14 protein-coding genes are annotated in these 21,259 nt (G+C 74.0%); 10 read left to right on the top strand and 4 right to left on the bottom strand.

Features of this window, described 5'->3' with window-relative positions:
* The first annotated feature begins 132 nt into the window (after positions 1 to 132).
* The 5 genes from ACIPYS_RS30210 to ACIPYS_RS30190 all read left to right on the top strand — a co-directional run bounded on the left by ACIPYS_RS30210 (position 133) and on the right by ACIPYS_RS30190 (position 5,923).
* Complete coding sequence (locus tag ACIPYS_RS30210) at positions 133 to 1,854, top strand: sensor histidine kinase (RefSeq protein WP_400752240.1); 1,722 nt, start codon at positions 133 to 135, stop codon at positions 1,852 to 1,854.
* A 99-nt stretch (positions 1,855 to 1,953) separates the two neighbouring features.
* Complete coding sequence (locus ACIPYS_RS30205) at positions 1,954 to 2,622, top strand: response regulator transcription factor (RefSeq protein WP_093859045.1); 669 nt, start codon at positions 1,954 to 1,956, stop codon at positions 2,620 to 2,622.
* Positions 2,623 to 3,295: 673 nt separating this feature from the next.
* Positions 3,296 to 4,060, top strand: coding sequence for a transglycosylase family protein (locus tag ACIPYS_RS30200; protein WP_400752003.1), 765 nt, complete (start codon positions 3,296 to 3,298; stop codon positions 4,058 to 4,060).
* Positions 4,061 to 4,313: 253 nt separating this feature from the next.
* Complete coding sequence (locus ACIPYS_RS30195; RefSeq protein WP_093859043.1) at positions 4,314 to 5,072, top strand: SDR family NAD(P)-dependent oxidoreductase; 759 nt, start codon at positions 4,314 to 4,316, stop codon at positions 5,070 to 5,072.
* Between the two features lie 251 nt (positions 5,073 to 5,323).
* Positions 5,324 to 5,923 carry a TIGR03086 family metal-binding protein gene (locus ACIPYS_RS30190; RefSeq protein ID WP_400752000.1) on the top strand — a complete coding sequence of 200 codons (600 nt, stop codon included), beginning with the start codon at positions 5,324 to 5,326 and terminating at the stop codon, positions 5,921 to 5,923.
* Between the two features lie 62 nt (positions 5,924 to 5,985).
* Here the strand turns inward: ACIPYS_RS30190 and ACIPYS_RS30185 are convergent, their stop codons facing one another.
* Positions 5,986 to 7,173 (bottom strand): alpha/beta hydrolase, encoded by a 1,188-nt coding sequence (locus tag ACIPYS_RS30185; protein ID WP_400751997.1) that lies wholly within the window; start codon positions 7,171 to 7,173, stop codon positions 5,986 to 5,988.
* 184 nt (positions 7,174 to 7,357) lie between these two features.
* On the opposite strand from ACIPYS_RS30185, the gene ACIPYS_RS30180 reads away from it, so the two are divergent.
* Positions 7,358 to 8,398 (top strand): polyprenyl synthetase family protein, encoded by a 1,041-nt coding sequence (locus ACIPYS_RS30180; RefSeq protein WP_400751994.1) that lies wholly within the window; start codon positions 7,358 to 7,360, stop codon positions 8,396 to 8,398.
* Positions 8,399 to 8,422: 24 nt separating this feature from the next.
* Here ACIPYS_RS30180 and ACIPYS_RS30175 read toward each other — a convergent pair whose 3' ends face one another.
* A complete protein-coding gene (locus tag ACIPYS_RS30175) occupies positions 8,423 to 10,144 on the bottom strand; it encodes an FAD-dependent oxidoreductase (RefSeq protein ID WP_093859039.1) in 1,722 nt (573 codons plus the stop codon).
* Positions 10,145 to 10,285: 141 nt separating this feature from the next.
* Between ACIPYS_RS30175 and ACIPYS_RS30170 the strand changes: the two genes are divergently transcribed.
* Complete coding sequence (locus ACIPYS_RS30170; protein ID WP_093859038.1) at positions 10,286 to 10,609, top strand: hypothetical protein; 324 nt, start codon at positions 10,286 to 10,288, stop codon at positions 10,607 to 10,609.
* 1 nt (position 10,610) lies between these two features.
* On the opposite strand, the gene ACIPYS_RS30165 is transcribed toward ACIPYS_RS30170, so the two are convergent.
* On the bottom strand, positions 10,611 to 11,078 hold the full coding sequence (locus tag ACIPYS_RS30165; protein ID WP_093859037.1) for a (2Fe-2S)-binding protein: 468 nt from the start codon (positions 11,076 to 11,078) through the stop codon (positions 10,611 to 10,613).
* 52 nt (positions 11,079 to 11,130) lie between these two features.
* Positions 11,131 to 13,467 (bottom strand): molybdopterin cofactor-binding domain-containing protein, encoded by a 2,337-nt coding sequence (locus ACIPYS_RS30160; protein WP_400751988.1) that lies wholly within the window; start codon positions 13,465 to 13,467, stop codon positions 11,131 to 11,133.
* Between the two features lie 485 nt (positions 13,468 to 13,952).
* Between ACIPYS_RS30160 and ACIPYS_RS30155 the strand changes: the two genes are divergently transcribed.
* From ACIPYS_RS30155 to ACIPYS_RS30145, 3 genes are all read left to right on the top strand, one after another.
* Positions 13,953 to 15,266, top strand: a complete 1,314-nt coding sequence (locus tag ACIPYS_RS30155; protein ID WP_400751985.1) for an MFS transporter — start codon at positions 13,953 to 13,955, stop codon at positions 15,264 to 15,266.
* Positions 15,267 to 15,387: 121 nt separating this feature from the next.
* Entirely contained in the window at positions 15,388 to 16,269 is an 882-nt protein-coding gene (locus tag ACIPYS_RS30150) for a TolB family protein (RefSeq protein ID WP_400751982.1), read from the top strand.
* A gap of 403 nt (positions 16,270 to 16,672) precedes the next feature.
* Positions 16,673 to 21,259, top strand: a 4,587-nt coding sequence (locus ACIPYS_RS30145) for a VWD domain-containing protein (RefSeq protein WP_400751979.1), incomplete at its 3' end; no start/stop codon positions are given.

The following is a 21,259-nucleotide window of genomic DNA, read 5'->3' as shown; positions in this document are numbered from 1 at the left end:
CCGTCCAGGCAGGGGTGTGCGGGGCCGGGGCGGACCGTTCCGGTGGCGGGAGCGACTTTCGTCGGTGCCGGCCGCGACGAACGGTGACGGCGGTGACCAGGAGCGATTCGTTAGCCTCGACGGGTGGACGTCATGACGAGGGCCTGGTCGAAGGCGGTTCGAACGGCACTTCCCGGGCCCTGGCGGTTCCGGCTGGTGATGCGCGAGCTGGTGGGCGCGCTGCTGATCGCCGGGCTCGCCGCGCCGATCGAGGTGCTCAGCCGCACCGGGCTGGCGGTGCCGACGGCGCTGGTCTCCGCGGCCCTGTTCCTGCTGCGCCGGGGCCTGCCCGCGACCGCCCTGGTGCTCACCGCCGTGGCCAGCGGCTTCGGTGGCGGCACGCTGCCGCTGCTGGTCTGCGTCGGCTGGTCGGCCGGCGCCCGGATCCGCAGGGTCGGGGTGCTGGCCGGCTCGTTCGCCGCGGGCTGGGTGCTGATGACCCTGTTCGGGCTGGTGAAGGACGCCGGGCAGATCCCCGCCAAGCTCATCGTCGGATTCTCCTTGGGCGGCTATCTGCTGCTCGCGGTGCTGCCCGCGCTCTGGGGCCGGTACCGGGCGCAGCGCCGGGCGCTGACCGACGCGCTGCGCGAGCGCAACGAGCAGCTGGTGCGCGAGCACGCGATGATCGCGCACCAGGCGCGGCTGCGTGAGCGGCACCGGATCGCCCAGGACATGCACGACAGCCTGGGCCACCAGCTGGCCCTGATCTCGGTGCACACGGGGGCGCTGGAGGTCGACCGGACGCTCACCGACCGGCAGCGCGAGGCGGTCGGGGTGCTGCGGCTGGCCGCGGTCGCGGCGATGCGGGAGCTGCGCGAGGTGGTCGGCGTGCTGCACGACGAGTCGACGGCGCTCCCGCCGGGTCAGGGGCCGGGGGCGGCACCGGTGGCCGGGCCCGGGCCCGGGGGCGGCGGCGGGGGAGTGGACGGGATCGAGGGGCTGGTCGCCTCCTCCCGCGCGGCCGGCACGCCGGTCTCGCTGGTCCGGGACGGCGAGCGCCGTCCGCTGGCCGCGTCCGCCGGGCACGCGGCGTACCGGGTGGTGCAGGAGGCGCTGACCAACGCGCACAAGCACGCTCCCGGGGCGCCGATCACGGTGGCGCTGCGCTACGAGCCGGACGCGCTGGTGGTGGAGGTGGTGAATCCGGCGGCGCCCGAACCGGTGGGGGTGCGCGCCGGTGGCGCCGCCCCGGCGGTGGTGAGCGGGGGCCAGGGGCTGACCGGGTTGCGCGAGCGGGCGCGGCTGGTCGGCGGGATGGTGCACGCCGGTCCGACCCCGGGGGCCGGGTTCCGGCTGGCCGCCGTGCTGCCCTACCGGGGGGCGGACGGCGCCGGCGCCCAGGGCGTCGACACCGGGTCGGCGGCCGGTCCGGAGATCGCGGCCGCGTACCCGGAGGCGGATGCCTGGCCGGGCGGGCTGCCCGGGGCGGCGGCCGGGCCGCCGAAGCGGCGCAGCCCGGCGATCGGCTGCGCGGTCGGCGGGGTGACGGTGCTGGCGGCCGTGCTCGGACTGCTGATCTGGGGCGTGGTCGGCTTCGTCCGGGGCGCGGAGGATTCCACGGTGAGGCGGTCGGTCTACGACAGCGCGGAGCTCGGCATGCCGGAGGCGGAGGTGCGCGAGCAGCTGCCGCGGGGCAGTGACTTCTTCCTGCGGAACCTGGAGGGCACCGGCCCCACCCCGCCGGAGGGGTCGGTCTGCGTCCGCTACCTCTTCGACGACAACGGGGGGACGGCCTTCGGCGAGGACGCCGTCGTCCGGTTCTGCTTCAAGGACGGGGTGCTGGTCGAGAAGCAGCACTACCGGGTGAAGCAGTGAGCGACGGGGATGCCAGGATGGTCCGCGGGGCACCGGCCGGTCCGCCGCCGCACCGTCGGGAGCCGTCCGCCAGGACCAGTACCAAGGGGATGACCAGCAGTGATCCGAGTCCTCGTCGCCGATGACGAGCCGCTCATCCGGGCCGGGATCAGGATGATCCTGTCCTCCGCCGAGGACATCGACGTGGTGGCCGAGGCCGCCGACGGCCGGCAGGCGCTGGACCTCGCCCGCGCGCACCGGGTGGACGTCGTCCTGCTGGACATCCAGATGCCGGTGCTGGACGGCCTGTCGGCGCTCGCCGAGCTGCCGAGGGTCGCGCCCGGCGCGCGGGCGCTGATCCTCACCACCTTCGGGGAGCGCGACAACGTGCTGCGCGCCGTGAGCGACGGTGGCGCCGGCTTCCTCCTGAAGGACACCGCGCCGGCCGAGCTGATCCAGGCCGTCCGGGCGGCCGCCACGGGGCACGCCTTCCTGTCGCCCGCCGCGACCCGGCACATCGTCGACTCGCTGGCCGACGGTGGGGCGGGGCCGGCGGCGGCGCGCGGAGCCCGGGCCCGGCGGCGGCTGGAGGTGCTGACCGAGCGCGAGCTGGAGGTGCTGGCGCTGCTGGGCGAGGGACTGTCCAACGCGGACGCCGGGGCCCGGATCCACATGAGCGAGGCGACGGTGAAGACGTACGTCAGCCGGATCCTGGCCAAGCTGGGGTGCGAGAACCGGGTGCAGGCGGCGCTGCTGGCCCGGGACGCGGGGTTGGGCGGCATCGGCTGAGCCGTGCTGACGGCCCGTTCGGGCACCGCCGACGGGCCGTCCGGTCGGCGGTTGACGGTCCGTCCGGGCGGTGGCAGGCCGCCCGTTCGGTGCGTGCAAGGACGGATGGTGTGCCATGCGTTGGGCAACCATTTGCTCACGCTCGGTAGTCGTAGTGGCGAACGCCACCTCGACGGGCCGTGGAACCGGGAACTCCGGTCCCCGACATGACGGTGCGTCAGTCATCGGTGACGGTAAGTCGACAAAGCGCCCGGACTTTCGGCCGACCCGATGTGAGCGAGCGCACGGAAATCGACCGTTTGGGCCGGGGAATCCGGTCAAAGCCGGTCGTTTCCGGGTCGGTTTCATGATCGATACCGCCGGTAACAGTCGACTGACCTGGGACGACCAAGAATTGCTTGATGCGGCCCGGTAGCGGCCGTAGCTTCTTTGGCGGTGCAACGAGCACCACCCGGGTTCACCCCCGACCCACGGCCCGCCGACCGACCATCGGCACCAGGGCGGTGGCCGTCGACGCGACCGGCCCCAACGGGCAGTCGGCGAGCGGAGGGTGGCCGGGGCGGCAGGGCACGTCGGACACGTGCGAGGCCGCCCAACGAGTGAGGGAGCGACAACCGGCCCCGGCAGGGGCCTGGTTCCGCATGCCTGCCCGGGGTCTGCCGAAAGGACTTCCATGAACCCCCGTCACGAGACCGCCGCTGCCACCACCACCGCCGCCACCAAGCGCAACCGCGTTCGGATGGCCGTGGTGGCGGGAGCCGCTGTCGCGGCCCTGCCGGTGGCCGGCCTCGTCACGGCCACCTCGGCCGCTGCCGCCCCCGCCTCCGCCTGGGACGCCGTCGCCCAGTGCGAGAGCGGCGGCAACTGGAGCATCAGCACCGGCAACGGCTTCTCCGGCGGACTGCAGTTCACCCCCTCGACCTGGCGGGCGTACGGCGGCGCCGCCTACGCCCCGCAGGCCCACCAGGCGAGCCGGGCGCAGCAGATCGCCGTCGCCGAGAAGGTCCTCGCCTCGCAGGGCCCCGGCGCCTGGCCGGTCTGCTCGGCCAAGGCGGGCCTGAGCCGCGGCGGCGCGCCCGCCGTCGTCGCCGACACGCCCGACCCGGAGCCCAAGGCCCCGCAGCCGGTCAAGCAGCAGCCGGTCAAGCAGCAGCCGGCCAAGGCCGACCAGGCCCCCGCGCAGAGCCAGAAGTCGCCCGCCCGCAAGGCCCCGGCGCAGACCCCGCCGCAGGGCGCCGCGAAGCCCGCCGCGCCCGCCGGGTCCGCCGCGCCCGAGAAGGGCTTCGCCGCCGGCGGCTACGTCGTCAAGAGCGGCGACACGCTGAGCGGCATCGCCGCCAAGTTCGGCCTCGACACGGCCGGCCTGCACGCCCGGAACGTCAAGGCGATCGGTGCCAACCCGAACCTCATCTTCCCGGGTCAGACCCTGTCCTTCTGACCCCGCCCCATCGGGTCCCGCACCCCGGTGGACCGAACGGCCGCCCTGCCCCCGGGGCGGCCGTTCGGCGTGTCGGGGGCAGTGGTGGGGCGCGCGGGGCGCGTCCCGCGCGCGGCGTGTGCGGAGGCGCGCGGTCGGGGCGCGCCGATGGTAGTTGAACGTTGAACGCGACGTCCGAATACCGCCGGACTCCCGGGGCGCCACGGCCGAGGATCGAGTCATGTCCACGAACGACACGAGGAGTTCTGACGAGATGACGATCACGACCGGTATCGCGGCGCTCGACGGCAAGGTGGCTCTGGTGACCGGCGGCAGCCGGGGGATCGGGGAGGCGGTGGCCCTGCGGCTCGCCGAGGACGGCGCCGACGTGGTGGTGACCTACCTGGGCAGCGCCGAGCGGGCCGAGGCCGTCGCTGCCAAGATCACCGCGATGGGCCGGCGCGGCTGGGCGGTCCGCGCCGACAGCGCCGACCCGGAGGAGGTCCGCGCCGTGGTCGAGGCGGTGGCCGAGCGCTTCGGCCGCCTCGACATCCTGGTCAACAACGCCGGGGTGGGCCACGTCGGCCCGATCGAGGAGACCGCCCTCGCCGACGTCGACCGGGTGCTGGAGGTCAACGTCCGCGCGCCGTACCTGTTCGCCCAGGCGGCCGCGGCCCACCTGGGCGAGGGCGGGCGGATCGTCACCATCGGCAGCTGCATGGCCAAGCGGGCCGCCTTCGCGGGCGGCAGCCTCTACGCCACCAGCAAGGCCGCGATGATCGGGCTCACCAAGACGCTGGCCCGAGAGCTGGGCCCGCGCGGGATCACCGTCAATGTGATCCACCCCGGCCCGATCGACACCGACATGAACCCGGCGGACGGTCCCGGGGCCGACTTCCAGTCCGGCTTCACCGCGGTCGGCGGCTTCGGGCGGGCCTCCGACGTCGCCGCCACGGTCGCGCACCTGGCCGGTGCGGAGGGCCGGTACATCACCGGCGCCGAGATCGCCGTGGACGGCGGCTTCGCGGGCTGACCGGCGGTCGGTCCGCCGCCCGGTCGGTCCGCCGCCCGGGCGGTCCGTCGTCCTGCCGGTCCGTCGCCCGGCCGGACCGGCCGGACACGCCGACGAGCGGCCCGGGGGGCGGCTCCGGGCCGGTTGTCGGTGCCCGCGTTTACGATCGGCCCGTCCGACCACGTGCTCGGGCGCGCGTCCGACCGGCCGCGCGCCCGAGCACGGGTCCCGCGCGAGGGGCTGGCACGGCCCCGCCGACGGAGAGGTGCGTCATGACCGGAGCTGAAGACCCGATCGAGCTGCTCGCCCGCGCGCTCGCGCAGACCGCCGGGCTGATCGACGGCGTCGGCACCGAACTCGCCGGCCACCCGACCCCCTGCCGCTCCTGGGACGTCGGACAGCTGATCAGTCACCTGCTGCACGACCTGCGGCAGTTCACCGTCCGGGCGGAGGGCGGCACGCCCGACTGGTCGGAGCCCTTCGAGCGGGTCGAGGAGGACTGGCTGCACCGCTTCGAGGCCGGCGCGGAGCGTCTGGTGGCCGCCTGGCGGGAGGCCGGCGACCTCGGCGGCGTCATCGAGATCCCCGGCGCCGGGGAACTGCCGGCCCGCTTCCCGGTGGACCAGCAGATCGCCGAGTTCGCCGTGCACGGCTGGGACCTCGCCCGGGCCACCGGCCAGTCCACCGCCGGGCTGGACCACGAGGTCGGGCAGGCGGCGCTGGACTGGGGGCGCGGCGCGCTGCGGCCCGAGTACCGGGGGAGCGAGGAGGAGCAGCACGCCTTCGGCCCGGAGGTCCCGGTCGCCGAGGACGCGCCGGTGTACGACCGGCTCGCCGCGTTCTTCGGCCGCGAGCCCGAGGCCGCCGGGTAGCGGGCCCGAGGCCGTCGGGTGGCGGGCCGGAGCGCGCCCCGGGCGGCCGGGACGACCTCTCCTCAGCCGCGGCTCCAGACGAACGAGATCTCCGGGTGGCGCGGCGAGGGAGCGTTCAGCAGCGGCGTGGGGCTCCCGCGCAGGAAGCGGTCGAAGTACGCCCGCACGTACGTCCGCGCCAGCTCGGTCGCGCGCTCCGGCGCGATGGCGCCGAACAATCGGGCGCAGACCTCCGGCGGCAGGTGCTCGGCCACGCGCCCCGGGCCGGCTGCGTGCGGCAGGTCCGTGAAGCTCAGATGACCGGAGCCGCCCTGTCGCAGGTGTCGTCCCCAACCGCGCTGGTGCTCGCGCCAGCGCCGCCAGGTGTCGTGGTCGTCCAGCGCGGTGAGCAGCAGGAACGGCCGGTCCAGACCCTCGTCCGGCACCGGCGAGCCGAAGAGCCCGCCGTCCAGGTCCAGTCCGGCCGCGAACCGCCGGTCCTGCCGGACCGCCTCGGCGGCCGCCGCGCCGCCCATCGAGTGGCCGAGCACCCCGATCCGCGCCGGGTCGGCGCACGGCAGTCCGGCCTGCCGCCGGACCGTCCGGCCGGTGGTCAACTCCGTCGCCACGAAACGCAGATCGGCCGTCCGGACGGCGATCTCCCTGCGCTCGGCGGCGTCCCAGTCGGCGGGCTCGTCCTCCAGCGCGCTCAGCACCACCCGGCCGTCCGGGAACTCCACGGCCGCCGCGTCATAGGTGTGGTCGAGCGCCGCGACCAGGTAGCCGTGCGCGGCCAACTCCTCGGCCAGCGCGGTGCAGTTGCTGCGACCGCCCTTGCGGCCGTGCCCGAGCAGCAGCAGCGGGAGCGCCCCCGGGACGGGCGGCGCGGCCACCCGCGCGGTCGGGCGCAACCGGCCGAGCGTGCCCGGGTCGAGGAAGGCGCTCCGATCCAGCACGGCCGCGACCCGCGCCGTGGTGTACGCCGCGCGTGCCCGCCCGGCGGTCCCGGTCGCGGGGTACCAGAGCTGCACCATCAGCTCGCGCGGTCCCGGCACCGGGGCGAACGGGTCCCGCCGGTGCTGGTCGACCAGCCGCAGCGACAGCGTGCCGACCGGCCGTCGCACGGTCGGCCCCGGCAGGTCGACCGGACCGGGTCCCGCGCCGCCGGCGGCGGCGGGAGCGGGGGCGGCATGCGCGGCGGCGGCACCCGGCACTGTCAGCGCCGCACCTCCCGCACCCGCGAAGGTCAGCAGCGTTCGGCGCCGGATCATCCTCGACCACCCTTCGAGTAAGCGACTTGGACGCCGGCTCACCCTAGGCGGATCGCCCCGCCGCCACCAGATCGAGCACGGCCGGCCCCCGGCGGTGGCCTCGGTGCTCGGGGGAGCGCGGGGGCGGGGGAGGATCGTCGCAGCACGCCGGTGAAGGTGCGGGGAACGGACGAAGGGGCGGGGCGTGGCGGGAGAGGTGTCGGCGGAGCGGCTGCTGCGGGCGGCCGGGGAGGCCTGCGACGGTCAACTGCGTTCGTGGGTCGACCGTTTGGGCGGGAGCGCGGGGCGGGTGGCGGCCTACCAGTTCGGCTGGTCCGGGGAAGGCCCCGGACAGGGCGGGAAGTTCGTCCGCGCGGCGCTGACACTGGCCTGCGCCGGGGCGGCCGGCGGGGACCGCCGGCGGGCGGTACCGGCCGCCGCCGCGGTGGAGGTGGTGCACAACCTCTCGCTGCTGTACGATGACGTGCTGGACGGTGACACCGTGCGGCGGCACCGGGAGGCCGCCTGGCGGGTGTTCGGGCCCTCGGCGGCCGCGCGTTCGGCGGACGGGCTGCTGCTCACCGTCCTCGACGTGCTGGTGGACGGCGACGAGGACGGCGATCGGGGTCGGGACGGAGGCGGCGGCGTGGGCCGGGAAGCCTCGGCCGCGCTGCTGACGACGCTGGTCGACCTGGCCGTGGGGGAGAGCCTCGACCTCGTCTTCGAGGGGAGGGAACGGGTGGGCCCGGACGAGTGCCTGGAGATGGTGGCGGCCAAGACCGCCTCGCTGTTCTCCTGCGCCTGCCGCCTGGGCGCCCTGTACGGCGGGGCCGGGCCGGAGGCGGTGGCCGGGTGGGCGGCGTTCGGCCATGACCTCGGGATGGCGTTCCAGCTGGTGGACGACCTGCTGGGGATCTGGGGCGACCCGGCCGTGACCGGCAAGCCGGTCTTCAACGACCTGCGGCGGCGCAAGCTCTCGGTCCCGGTGGTGGCGGCGCTCGACTCCGGTACGGCGGACGGCGAGCGACTGGCCGCCAACTACCGGCGGGCCGCGGCCGGTGCGGTGGTGGATCCGGCCGGACTGGCGCTGCTGGTGGAGCGGGCCGGCGGGCGCCGCTGGACCGAGGAGCGGGCCGCCGGGCACGCGGCCGCGGCCCGCGGTCGTCTGGGCGCGCTCACCCGGGACCCGGTCGCCACGGCCGAGCTGGCGGCGCTGGCCGGACTGATCACCGACCGGGAGCGCTGACGCCGGACACCCGGTCGCGCGTACTCACTCACCGCCACCCGGTCGCACGCCCCGTCCGGTCTCCTCCCAGGGCGCCGGGCCGTCCAGGAGGTGGGCGCGGCCCTGCCGGTACAGCTCGGCGTCCACCTCCTTCAGCCGGCGCAGCTCGGCGGGCCGGTGGAGCTCGTGCACCTCGGCCGGGGCGGCGGCGTCCCCGGCTGCCGCGAGCAGGGCGTTGACCGCCAGCCGCGCCGACTGGTTGGCGCCCTCCATGGTGGCCAGGTTGACCGGGCACCGGGCGTGGTCGCCGGCCATGAAGAGGTTGACCGCGGCCGTCGCGGCGGCCGGGCGGGCCGCCCAGGACCCGGTGGTGTTGATCAGCAGGGGCTCGTCGTTGACGGCCGGGCCCGGTCCGCCCAGGCCGCGCACCGCCGGGTCCAGGTGCCAGGAGTGCAGCAGGCCCCGGTGCAGGGTCGGCCGGCCGGGGCCGTTGAGCCCGTCGCAGAGCTGGGCCCAGACCTCGGCGGCGACCTCGGCCGGGGTGCAGTCGCGGGCCGGCCTGCCGTAGCGGATGCCCGGGGTGTCCCAGTCCGAGATGTCGACCGACAGGCAGTCGGCGACCGTGCCGTCGCCGTAGGTGGCACGGAAGTCGCAGTCCCAGAACTGGGCCTGGCTGATCGAGGTCAGCGCCCAGGGCGAATCGAGGTACTGCACATGGCCGCGGACCACCGGCACCGGTTCGGTCAGGTAGAACTGGATGCCCACCATCCAGTCGGTCCGCAGCTCCGTGACGCTCTTGAGCTCCGGGGCGGCGGCCGCCAGTCCGCGTTCCAGCAGGGCACCGATCCGGTCGACCGGCAGTGCGCAGACGTAGTGGTCGGCCGTCAGTTCCTCGCGCCGCCCGCGCGGACCGCGGAGCACCGCGCCGGTGACGGCGCCCCCGGCCACCGTCAGCCGCTCCACCGCCCACCCGAGTTCGGTCCGGACGCCGAGGGTGTCGAGGTGCGCGACCCACGGGTCGATCCAGGCGGTGCTGGTCGGGGCGTTCAGCACCCGGTCGGCGGCCTGTACCTCGCCCAGACCGAGGAAGCCGTAGCCGAACGCCTCGAGGAAACCGCCGACGGTGTGGGTGCTGCAGACCTCGGCCCGGGCGGCCACCACCGTTCGGGTGTTTCCGACCACGCACGTCCGGCGGTACTCCTCCGAGGCGCCGTCGGCGCGGGTGAAGTCCCACCAGGAGGTGGACTCCCACTGCCCGAGCCGCCGTTCGTCGCTGCTGGTCATGTAGACCAGCAGGCGGTTCGCGTAGTAGAGCAGTTCCTCGTCGGTCAGCCCCGGGCCGAGGGCGGTTCCGTTGCCGGGGCGCAGGCCGGTGGCACGCAGGAACTCCAGCGGGCTGCGCGCCCCGGCCGCGAGCGAGACGTCCGTGAGGACTTCGCCGACCCGGCCGGAGCGGGCCGTCAGCATGTGGGTGGCCTCGCGGAGGTTGCCGGCGACGCCGTCCGGCCGGTCGGCGAACGGTATCCGGCGGAGGGTGTCCGGCAGGCTGCGGTAGAAGCCGGGGAAGAAGCGGAAGCCGTGCTCGCTCGGCAGGTCGAGGCGTCCGCCGGTCCCGGTGCCGGGGACGGCGGAGCTGCGGGCCTTGCCGCCCCAGCCGGTCGGCTCCACCACCGTCACCCGGTAGCCGCGCTCGGCGAGTTCGGTCGCCGCCGTGAGCCCGGCCACTCCACCGCCCAGTACGGCCACCCGCCCGCGGCTGGTCACCATGTCCGTCTCCCCCGCTCGGCGACCGGTCCCGACGGATGATTCGATCATGGCCGGGGCGGACACGGCCAACGCACACCGGAAGTCCCCGGCGGCGCGTACGCTCGTGACGGTCCGCACGGGACCGGTGGGGAGGGGGGTCGGATGCTCGGCTGGTGGTTCGTGGTGACGGTGCCGACGGAGGGGGACGGCGAGGACGCCGTGCTGGCCAAGTGGGAGACCGGGCTCGGCGGGCTGGACTGGATCACCGGGCTGGCCGCGGCCGGTCGGGCGGAGCAGTCGCGGTTCGACGGCTACCCGCACCGGTTCACCGCCCGGGCGGGCGATGTGCTGCCGCTGCTCGCCGACGGTTCGGTGTCCGACGCCGGGCCCGGAGCGGAGTTCCGGCCGCAGGAGCTGCACCCGGAGCTGATCGCCGCCTGCCCGGCGGACGCGCTGCTGACCGTCGACGTCTGGGACCAGTCCTGATTCAGCCGCCGGCGGCGGCCCGGGCGGCGGCGCGTTTGACGGCCTCGCGGATCCGGGGGTAGCTGCCGCAGCGGCAGATGTTCTGGATCTGGTCGATGTCGGCGTCCGTGGGTGCGGGGTTGCGGCGAAGCAGTGCGACCGCCGTCATGATCTGGCCGGGCTGGCAGAACCCGCACTGGGCGACGTCGCAGTCCAGCCAGGCCTCCTGGACGGGGTGCAGGGTGTCGCCGTCGGCGAGGCCCTCGATGGTGGTGACCCGGCGGTCGGCGCAGTCCTTGACCGCCACGGTGCAGGGCTGGATCTCCTCGCCGTCGAGGTGGCTGGTGCAGGCGCGGCAGACGCCCACGCCGCAGCCGTACTTGGGGCCGGTGACGCCGAGCTTGTCGCGCAGGACCCAGAGCAGCGGCATGTCGTCCGGTGCCTCGACGGTGACCGGGCGGCCGTTGAGGACGAAGGTGTGGCTGGGCATCGCAGGCGCGTTCCTCGGGGTCGGGGGAGCGGGTGGGAGGTGACCGGGTCGGTCAGAAGTTGATCGGGAAGGAACGCGGGCTGGTTCCGGTGGCCCGGGCGTAGGCGTTGGCGACGGCGGCGGAGGCTGCCGGGACGCCCAGTTCGCCCGCGCCGCCGGGCGGTCCGCCCGTCGGCAGCAGGTGGATCTCGACCACCGGCGGGGTGTGCCGCTGCCGTGCGTAGTGGAAGTCGCCGAAGCTGCCCTCGCGGACGGCGCCGCGGTCGATGTGGTTGCCGGCCTGGAGGACCACCGAGATCCCGTCGATCAGCGCGCCGGTCAGCTGGGCCTCCAGGCCGGTGGGGTTGATCACGGTGCCGACGTCGGCGGCGATCACGGCCTTGGTCACCCGGGGCTGCTTCGGGTCGGTCGCGTCGATCTCGACCAGGTAGGCCGCGCGGCCGCCGTTCTCGGCGTGGTAGCCGATGCCCTGCGCCTGTCCGGCCGGCATGGTGCGCCCCCAGCCGCCCGCCCGGGCGACCGTGTCGAGCACGGCCCGGCCGGCCGGCTCCCGCAGCCGGGCGCGGCGGAAGGCCACAGGGTCCTGGCCGAGACGACGGGCCAGCTCGTCCGTCATGATCTCGTCGGCGACCCGGACGGTGCCCGAGTAGACCGAGCGCCAGCTGCCGGTCGGGATCTTCAGCGGCACCTCGGCCAGCAACTGGGTCGGGACGCCCACGTTGTACGGGTTGCTCTGGCTGAGCAGGAAGAAGGCCTGGGCGAGCGAGAGCCCGGCCACCGAGAGCTGGAAGCCGGCGGCGGTGAGCGCCTCGCCGAGTCCGTGGCCGAAGTCGGTCGTCACGGTGGCGGCGCGGTGCTCGTAGCTGAGCACCTGGCCGAGCCCGTAGGTGGCGCGGACCCGGTGGTGGCTGGCGGGGCGCATCCGGCCGTGCCGCATGTCGTCGTTGCGGGTCCACATCAGCTTCACCGGGCGGCCTGCGGCGCGGGAGATCCGCGCGGCCTCCACGGCGGCGTCGTAGAACAGCCGGCGGCCGAAGGAGCCGCCTCCGCGCACCACGTGCACCGTCACCGCGTCCTGCGGCAGGCCGAGTTCGGCGGCGAGGGTCTGCTGCGCGACGATCGGGGTCTGCGCGGCGAACCAGATCTCGGCGCGGTTCGGGCGGACGTCGGCGATCGCCGTCAGCACCTCCATCGGCGCGTGGTTGACGAAGGCGAAGTCGAACTCGCCGTCCACGTACTGGGTGAGCAGCGGCGGGATCAGGAACGGCGCGTGGGCGGCGCGCAGCTTGCCCCGGATGTCGGCGTCGGAGAGCGCGGCGACCGGGCCCGGGTTCCAGGTGGTGCGCAGCGCGTCGCGGGCCTTGAGGGCCTGGTCGAAGGTCTCGGCGAGGACGGCGACCCCGGTGGGCACGGTGACCACCGCGAGCACGCCCGGCATGGCGCGGGCGGCGGAGGCGTCGAGCGAGGCCAGGGTGCCGTTGATGGTGGTGGGCCGGGCGACGACGGTCGGCACCGCGCCGGGCACGGCGAGGTCGCCGGCGTACTTGGCGCGGCCGGTGACGATGTCGCGGGCGTCGATGCGGCCGGTCGGGCGGCCGATCACCCGGCGTTGCCCGGGCGGCTTGGGGGTGGCGGGGACGGCGGGCACCACGACGGCGGCGGCCTCGGCGGCGAGTTCGCCGTAGCCGGCCCGGCGGCCGTCGGGGGCGGTCACGGCGGAGTCGGCGGTGCGCAGGGTGTCGGCGGGCAGCGACCAGCGGCGCGCGGCGGCGGTGACCAGCCGGGCCCGGGCGGCGGCGGCCGCGCCGCGCACCGGGTCGTAGAGCGTGCGGACCGAGTTGGAGGCCCCGGTGAGCTGGTTGAACAGCAGGTCGGGGCGGCTGTCGGAGAGCGGGACATCGACATCGGTCAGCCGGGCGTCGAGTTCCTCGGCGACCATCATGGCGACCGTGGTGGTGAGGCCCTGGCCGACCTCCAGGCGGGGCAGGTGGAGGACGGCGCGGCCGGCGGTGGTGATCTCCAGGACGAGCAGGTGCGCGGTGGGCAGGCCGGCGATCTGGAGGGCCTCGCCGAGGTCGACGATGTCCGGGATGCCGGGCAGGCCGAGCAACTGGGAGGGCGCGGCGGCCGGGGCGGCCGGGGCGGGGGCCGCGGTGGCGGTCGCGGCTTCGGCGGCCCGTGCGGTGGCGGGTGCGACGGCGTCGAGTCCGGCCCGGGCGGCGACGGTCAGGGTCGGCGCGGCGAGCAGGTAGGTGAGGAAGCGTCGGCGGTCAGTGCCGGCGGCGGTGCCGGTATCGGCGGCGGTGACGGTATCGGTACCGGTGTCGGCGGATCCCGGCTCGGGGGCGGACGACTGCTCGGCGGCGGCGCCCGTGGCGGCCGGGGGCACGATGGAGATGCTGATGGGAGGAGCCCCTCTCGCCGGGTGACGGCTCCGGACGGGCGGGCCGTGAGGGTCCCCGTCCCGGTGCCGGGCGGATGCCGGACGGTGCTCGCGAGGGCGGGCACGTTTGGTCGTGTCCACGTTCGTGAACGAGAACGCGGCTGAGCATAGGAGGGGCCTAATGGTCGGTCAACACGGGCACTTGGGGCATGATCGGACAACCGTGCGGATGTCGGACGGGGCGGATACGGAGGGCGCCCGACACGCCGGGCGGGGCGCGCGGTACCGCCGTCCGAGTGATGCGCGCGGAGGGGGCGCGAGCCGATTCCCGGGGGCGGGCAGGGCGGGTTCGGCGCCGGAAAGGGGACGGCCCCGGAGCGCGGGCGTCCGCAAAACGGTTTGCGGAAGTGGCCCAGGATCATGATGATCCACTGGACCTTCCGCGTGGTCCGCCATCGGCGCAGACTGGTCTCCACGCCGAAGAACCACTGATGGCCCACCACCCCAGGAGCATCGTGCCGTCCCGCCGCACCCCGCTGTCCGGATCCCAACGAACCCTTGCGACAGCCCAGTTGGTGAGCGCGATCGGAGACGGCGCCTACTACACCAGCTCCGCGCTGTACTTCACCCGGATCGTCGGCCTCTCGCCCACCCGGCTCGGCCTCGGTCTGGCGGTGGCCTGGGCGATCGGGTCGGTCGCCGGAGTGCCGCTCGGTCACCTCGCCGACCGGCGCGGCCCCCGGGGCACGGCGGCGGTGCTCGCCCTCGCCACCGCCGCGGTGGTCGCCTCGTTCCTCGTCGTCGACGACTTCCTTCCGTTCCTGGTCGCCGCCTGCCTCTACGCCACCGCCCAGTCCGGACTGGGCGCGGCCCGGCAGGCCCTGGTCGGCGGCCTCGTCCCGGAGGGCGAGCGGACGGCGGCACTCGCCCGGCTGCAGGCCACCCTCAACGCCGGGCTCGCGGTGGGCGCCGCGCTCGGCGGCGTCGCGCTCACGGTCGGGACCAGGGCGGCCTTCCTCGCCGCGTTCACGCTGACGGCGCTGGGCTTCCTGGCCACGGGGCTGATCCTGCTGCGGCTGCCGCCGGTGCGCCCGGTGGCGAAGGCCGCACCGGTGGACGGCGCGGCCTTCACCACCGCGGTCCCGAGTCGTCGCGACGGCGCCTTCGCGGTGCTGGCGGACCGCCGCTACGCGGTCGTGACGTTGGTCAACACGGTACTGCTGCTGCGGATGCCCCTGCTCAGCCTGGTGATCCCGCTCTGGATCGCCGACCGCGCCCCGCAGCTCGGCTGGCTCGGTTCGGCGCTCTTCGTCCTCAACACCGTCGGCGTGACCCTGTTCCAGGTGCGCACCGCCCGCGCCGTCACCGGCCTGCCCTCGGCGGCCCGGGCGGTCCGCCAGGCGGGAGCCGTCCTGCTCGCCTCCTGCGCGGTCTTCGCGCTCTCGGCCGCGCCCGTTCCGGTCTGGGCGGTGGCGGCCCTGCTGGTCGGCGGCGCGGTGCTCCAGGTGCTCGGCGAGATGAAGCAGTCCGCCGGATCCTGGCAGATCGCCTTCGACCTCGCCCCGGCGGACCGGCTCGGCCAGTACCAGGGCTTCTTCGGCACCGGCGTGGCGGTGGCCCGCACCGCCGGACCGCTGCTGCTGACGGCGCTCCTGCTCGACGGGGGCGGCCCGGGCTGGCTGGTCCTCGGCGTCCTCTTCCTCGCCGCCGGCTGCGCCATGGCCCCCGCCGTCCGCCACGCCGAACGCGACCGCCCCTGGCTGACGCCCGCTCCGGCCACCGCTCCCCTCGCCCCGACCGGCTGACGCCGGCGGCAGAGGATCGGACACCCGCAGGCGGGCCGCTCCAGCCCTGGCCGGACACCCCCGGTTGCTATGCTCCGGCGCGGCCGGGGAGGGCCCGGCGGAGAGCCGTGGAGGTGCCGTGATGGCGGACAGGTCAGCGGAGTTCAGGCCCGGGACGATCGGCCCGAGGCCGGTGCGGCGGGCCGCGTTCGCGGCGCTCGTACGACCGCCGGAAGGGGCCTCGACCCTGCTGGTGTCGGACGCGGACACGGGTGAGCTGGTCGGGGTGGCAGGTCTGCCGGGCCGTCCGGAAGCGGTGCCGTTGGCGCTGTCCTGGGACGGCGCCCACCTGCTGTTCCGCACCGGACCGGAGGACCGGCCGGACCGGGACCTGGTGCTGCTCCGCCTCGCGACGGGCGAGCGGCGGGTGTTCGACGCGGACACGGACGGCCTCGTCGAGCAGGCGGCACTCTCTCCCGACGGTCGTTCGATGGCCACCCTGGTCGACGAGGACGGCGTGCGGGTGGATGTCACCGACCTGGAGACGGGTGCGCGGAAGCCGCTGTGGTCGGCCGACGGCTGGCGGTCGGACAGCGGGGTGGCGTGGTCGCCCGACGGCACACTGCTGGCGGTGGGCCTCGTCGACGAGGAGGAGGACCGCACCGACACGGTGGTGCTGTCCCTGACGGACGGTTCGGTCCTGGCCCGGTACGAGGGGCTGGCGGCCATGGGCAGCCCCAACGGAGCGTGGGCCGGTGAGCGGGAACTCCTGCTGGTCGAGGAGTTCTCCGACGAGAGCGTTCCGCCGCTGTTCCTCCACGATGTGGCCACCGGAGGGGTCCGGCGCTTCGACCGGGTGCCCGGCCAGGTGGGCGGGGTGTCCGCGGTGGCAGCCGGACGGCTGGTCCAACGGCTGCCCGGCGGCCTGTTCGTCGGCGCGCTCGACGGTACCGACCCCCGCTCCGTGCTCGGACTCCCCCCGACGTTCGAGGTCGGATTCTTCGATGTGAGCGAGGCGTTCTAGCTCCGGCCGAACCGGGATCGGGCACGGACGGTTTCGTCCGTGCCCGATTTCACGTTCTCGTCGATCCGTTCCGTCCCGAACAGCTCCGAATTCTTCCGGGGCATTTCGGTGGTGAGGATTGATCCACCCGTATCGGGGCGAACGGTGCCGATGGGTGAATTCCCGGTTCGGGCCCGATGACGCGCGTACCGGATACATCCGGAGAGTTACGCGAAATGTTTCGTCTGCGCTCTGGTCCGGAGTGATCTCGGCTGGCTACGATCGGCGCCGCCATGACCACCCACCACTCTTCGGAGCAGAAGTGCGTCGTTTATGTCTCTTTCTGACCGCAGTACTGATAGCCGGGCTCATTGTTCCCATTGAGCAGTACTGGGGGCGTGGAAGCGCGGCCGCTGCCACCTGTGTGAATGACACCAACTGGAAGAACGGACAGAGCGGCGAGGCGAAGCGCTGCGTCAACGGGTACGAATACACGACCCGGCGCCGGCTGAAGGAGGCGCCCGGCTGTCTGCAGGCGGGCCCGCCCGGGCTGGTGCTGCGGAGGTCGTCCTGCGGCCAGGGGGTCGAGGCGATCGGGCAGGCCCGCGCCGTCAAGTTCCTGAGCGACCGGCTGGAGACACCGAGTCAGGGGCTGATCAGCCCGAACGTCCAGTGGGAGATGCAGCTGCCGGACAGCAAGCGCCCGGACATCGTGGTGTACGACCGTGCCAACGCCGCGGCCGGAGTCGACGTCTACGAGGCCAAGACCACGGAGAACAAGGACTACGCGGACTGGGGCACCCAGGTCGACGGGTACATCCAGCACTTCCGGAACCAGGGCATGGCGGGTGTCCGCCGCGGCACCGTGCTCAACCGGTGGGGGCCGTACCGGGACGAGTTCCAGGTCTGGGACTCCAAGGAGTCGTGCAAACTCCCCAGCGGCGAGAAGGGGTTCACCCGGCGGACCTACGTGGCGACCTCACCGCAGGCCGGGCTGCTGCACGTCGAGGAGGATGAGAGCAAGGAGGTCTGCGACAAGGACCGGGTCCAGCCGCCCTCGCCGCCGATCAGCCAGCCGTCGAGCCAGCCGACGGCCTCGCCGACGAGTTCGCCGACCGCGGAGCCGACCACACCTCCGGTGCCGCCCGTGCCGGTGCCGGTACCTGCGGAACTGCTGGAGAAGATCGAGGTCCTGGCCCGGGACGGCGTCCCCCAGAGCGTTCTCGCGGCCGGGGCCGCGACGGTCGTCGCGGCCGCGCTGGTCGCCGAACTCGAGGGCTGGCTCGGCACGGCCGCAGGCGTGGCCTTCCTGGTGGAGGTGGGGCTGACCGCGCCGGCCGCGCTCGCGCTGGGTGGAGTTGTGCTCGCGACTCTCATCCTCTGGTACTTGGTCGACCACTACGGCGCGAATGCCAATGGTGATCCGCACATCACGACCGTCGACGGGCTGAGCTACGACCTCCAGTCGGTCGGAGAGTTCGTGCTCGCGGAGTCCGAACGCTACAACTTCACCATCGAGGGCCGGTTCACCCCCCTGTGGGGCGGCAGCGATGTCTCCACGGTCGGCCGGGTCGCGATGGACGTCAACGACCACCGGGTCGAGTTCGACAACAACGGCTTCGTCCTCGACGGCAGTCCCTACCCGCTGCGGGCCGGCAAGCTGCTGTCGCTCGGTGAAGGCACGTTCGTCACCCGCGACTCCGCCAACCGCTACCTGGTGACCTGGCAGGGGGTCGGAGGTCCGGTCTTCACGTGGTCGTACGGCAAGGCCAGTCTGTGGGTGCCGCCGTCGGCGGACAGCGACCTGGTCGGGCTCTTCGGCAACGCCGACGGCGATCCCGCGAACGACCTGCGGTACGCGAACGGCAGCCCGCTGCCGGCCAAGGCCCCGGCCACCCTGCTCCACGGCGACTACGCGGACTCCTGGCGGGTCACCGCGGAGTCGTCGCTGTTCACCTACGGTGCCGGCCAGAGCACGGGGACCTTCACCGACCTCACCTTCCCCCGCTCGATCGTCACCTGGCACGACCTGGCGCCCGACCAGGTCGCGTTGGCCTCCACGCAGTGCGAGGCCGCGGGCGTGCCGCCCGGCCCGGCCTTCAACGGATGCATCCTCGACCTCGCGCTGACCGCCGACGCCCGGTTCGCGACCGCGGCAGCCCAGCGCAGGATCGTCGGTACCGATCCGCAGGCCCGGGGTGTGAGTCCGGAGGGCGACCTGGCCACCGATTTCGAGGGCGGTTCCCTGCCGCCCAACCTGGTGCCGTCGAGGTTGGCGACCGACCCCGGTACGACCTCCTTCGCGGGTCCTTTCACCAGCACGGAGTCCTACCGCTCCTACGTCCAGGGCCTGCCACCGCACCTCGGCGGAACGCTGGCGTTCGACCTGCTGGCGATCGGCGACTGGACCGCGGGCAGTGAGGCCAAGACGGTCACTGTCCGCACGGACCGCGGCACCCCGGTGGTGATCACGCCCAGCAGTCTTACCCCGGTGGCCACCGGCACGCTGTCCGGCAATGTGCCGTACACCAGGTACCGGGTCACCGTGCCGTTCACCCACGGCGGCAGCCAGGCCGAGTTCGCGATCGCCGCGACCGGCGTCAGCGGAATCGGCGGACAGGCGTTCGGCATCGACAACCTGGCGCTGCACATCGGCGTCGTACCGCCGCAGTCCTTCACGGCGACGCTCCCGCTCACCGTCTCGGACGGGGTTCCCGGCCCCGGAGCCGGGAACCTGGAGAATGCCGCCGCCCAGGACGAGTACCTGTTCGACCTCCCGGCCGGCTCGGCGGTCTACGTCCGCCCGACCGTCTGCCCGGGCGGGAACGCCAGTCTGCGCTGGAGCCTACTGACGCCCGCCGGCGCCACCGCCGGCTCCGGGTACGGCTGCCAAGGCGGTGAAGTGCGCAGCCCGACGGCCGGGACCCACCGGCTCTCTATCACCACGCAGAACGGCGCCGCCGGCCCGTACGCGCTGCAGGTGACGGCCATCCCGGCTGACGCCGTCGCGACCGTCGCCACCGACGGCACGGCGTCGACCGTGACGGTGAACGCCCCAGGCCAGAACGGCATCTGGAGCTTCCACGGTACGGCGGGCCAGCGGATCTACACCGACGTCTCCGGCAGCAAGCTGGGCGACTACGACGCCCAGGTCTCGTTGCGCAAGCCGGACGGTTCGGTGCTGCTCGACGCGCAGTACTGCGGCGCCGCCTGCGGGTTCGACCCGGTGACCCTGCCGGTGGACGGCACCTACGCGCTCCGGTACGACCCGCGCGCCGCCGCCACCGGGCCCCTGACGGCGCGGATCTTCACGGTCACCGACACCTCCGTGGCGATCCCCGCGGACGGTACGCAGTCCCGGCAGAGCACTACCCTGCCCGGGCAGAGGGCCGTCTGGACGTTCAACGGGACGACCGGGCAACGGATCTCCGCCGCCTTCTCGGACGGGACGATCGGCGGCACCAGTGCCCGCGCCGTGCTGCTGAAGCCCGACGGCGGCACACTCCTCAGCTCGTACTGTGCCCCCGCGTGCGTGTTCGACACGACCGTGCTTCCGGCGACCGGTACCTACCGGCTGGTGTTCGATCCGGAGGGTAACCGGGTCGGCTCGCTGACGGCGCGACTGTGGAGTGTTCCCGCCGACCTCTCCGCTGCGGTCACGACCGACGGTACGCCGTCGACGCTGACGACGACGGTGCCCGGTCAGAACGGGGCATGGACCTTCACGGGGACGGCAGGGCAGCGGGTGTCGTTCGGGTTCAGCGGAGGCACGCTGGATTCGTTGAAGGTGCAGGTGTCGGTGCTGAAGCCGGACGGTTCGGTGCTGTTGGCCCCGCAGTACTGCGGTCCGACCTGTACCTTCGGGACCACCGCGCTCCCGGTGGACGGTACCTACCGGGTGATGTTCGATCCGCTCGGCTCGTCGGCGGGGTCGATGACGGCCAGTGTGTCCATGGACGTAGTGCGTACGGTGCCGCTGGACGGTACGGCGTCGATGCTGACGACGACCGTGCCGGGGCAGAACGGGGCGTGGACCTTCGCGGGTACGGCGGGGCAGCGGGTCTACCTGGATCTGTCCGGGGGCACTTTCACCTCGCTGAAGGCCGAGGTGTCGGTGCTGAAGCCGGATGGCTCGGCGTTCCTCTCCTCGCAGTACTGCGGTACGTCCTGCGGGTTCGACACCATGGTGCTTCCGGTGGACGGTTCCTACACCGTTGCCCTGCGGTCCTCCGGTGGTGTTGCCGGTTCGCTCACCGCGAAGGCGTGGGCGGTGCCTGCGGATCTTTCGGTGGCTGTCGCGCCGGGTGATGCGCCGTCGACGTTGACGACGACGGTGCCGGGTCAGAACGGTGTGTGGACGTTCGCGGGTGCGGCGGGGCAGCGGGTGGCGTTCGGTTTCAGTGGTGGGACGCTGGATTCGTTGAAGGTGCAGGTGTCGGTGCTGAAGCCGGACGGTTCGGTGCTGCGTTCGTCGCAGTACTGCGGTCCGACGTGTACGTTCCCGACGACCTCGCTGCCGGTGGACGGTGTCTACCGGGTTCTGTTCGATCCGCTGGGTGCGTCGACGGGGTCGATGACGGCCAGTGTGTCGGCCGAGATCACCAGGCAGCTCGCGCTGGACGGTTCGGGGTCGATGCTGACGACGACCGTGCCGGGGCAGAACGGGGCGTGGACCTTCGCCGGTACGGCCGGGCAGCGGGTCTACGTGGATCTGTCCGGGGGTACCTTCGATCTGCTCAAGGCGCAGGTGTCGGTGCTGAAGCCGGACGGTTCGGTGCTGTCGGACTGGCGGTACTGCGGTACGTCCTGCGGGTTCGACACCACGGTGCTTCCGGTGGACGGTACCTACGCCGTTGCCGTGCGGACCTTCGGTGCTGTCGCGGGCTCGCTCACCGCGAAGGCGTGGGCGGTGCCCGCGGATCTTTCGGTGGCTGTCGCGCCGGGTGATGCGCCGTCGACGTTGACGACGACGGTGCCGGGTCAGAACGGTGTGTGGACGTTCGCGGGTGCG

The sequence above is a fragment of the Kitasatospora sp. NPDC089913 genome, from assembly GCF_044748625.1.
In the GTDB taxonomy this organism is placed as follows: domain Bacteria; phylum Actinomycetota; class Actinomycetes; order Streptomycetales; family Streptomycetaceae; genus Kitasatospora.
The sequence above is the reverse complement of the archived record's forward strand: the minus strand, read 5'-3'. Positions and strand labels throughout refer to the sequence as shown.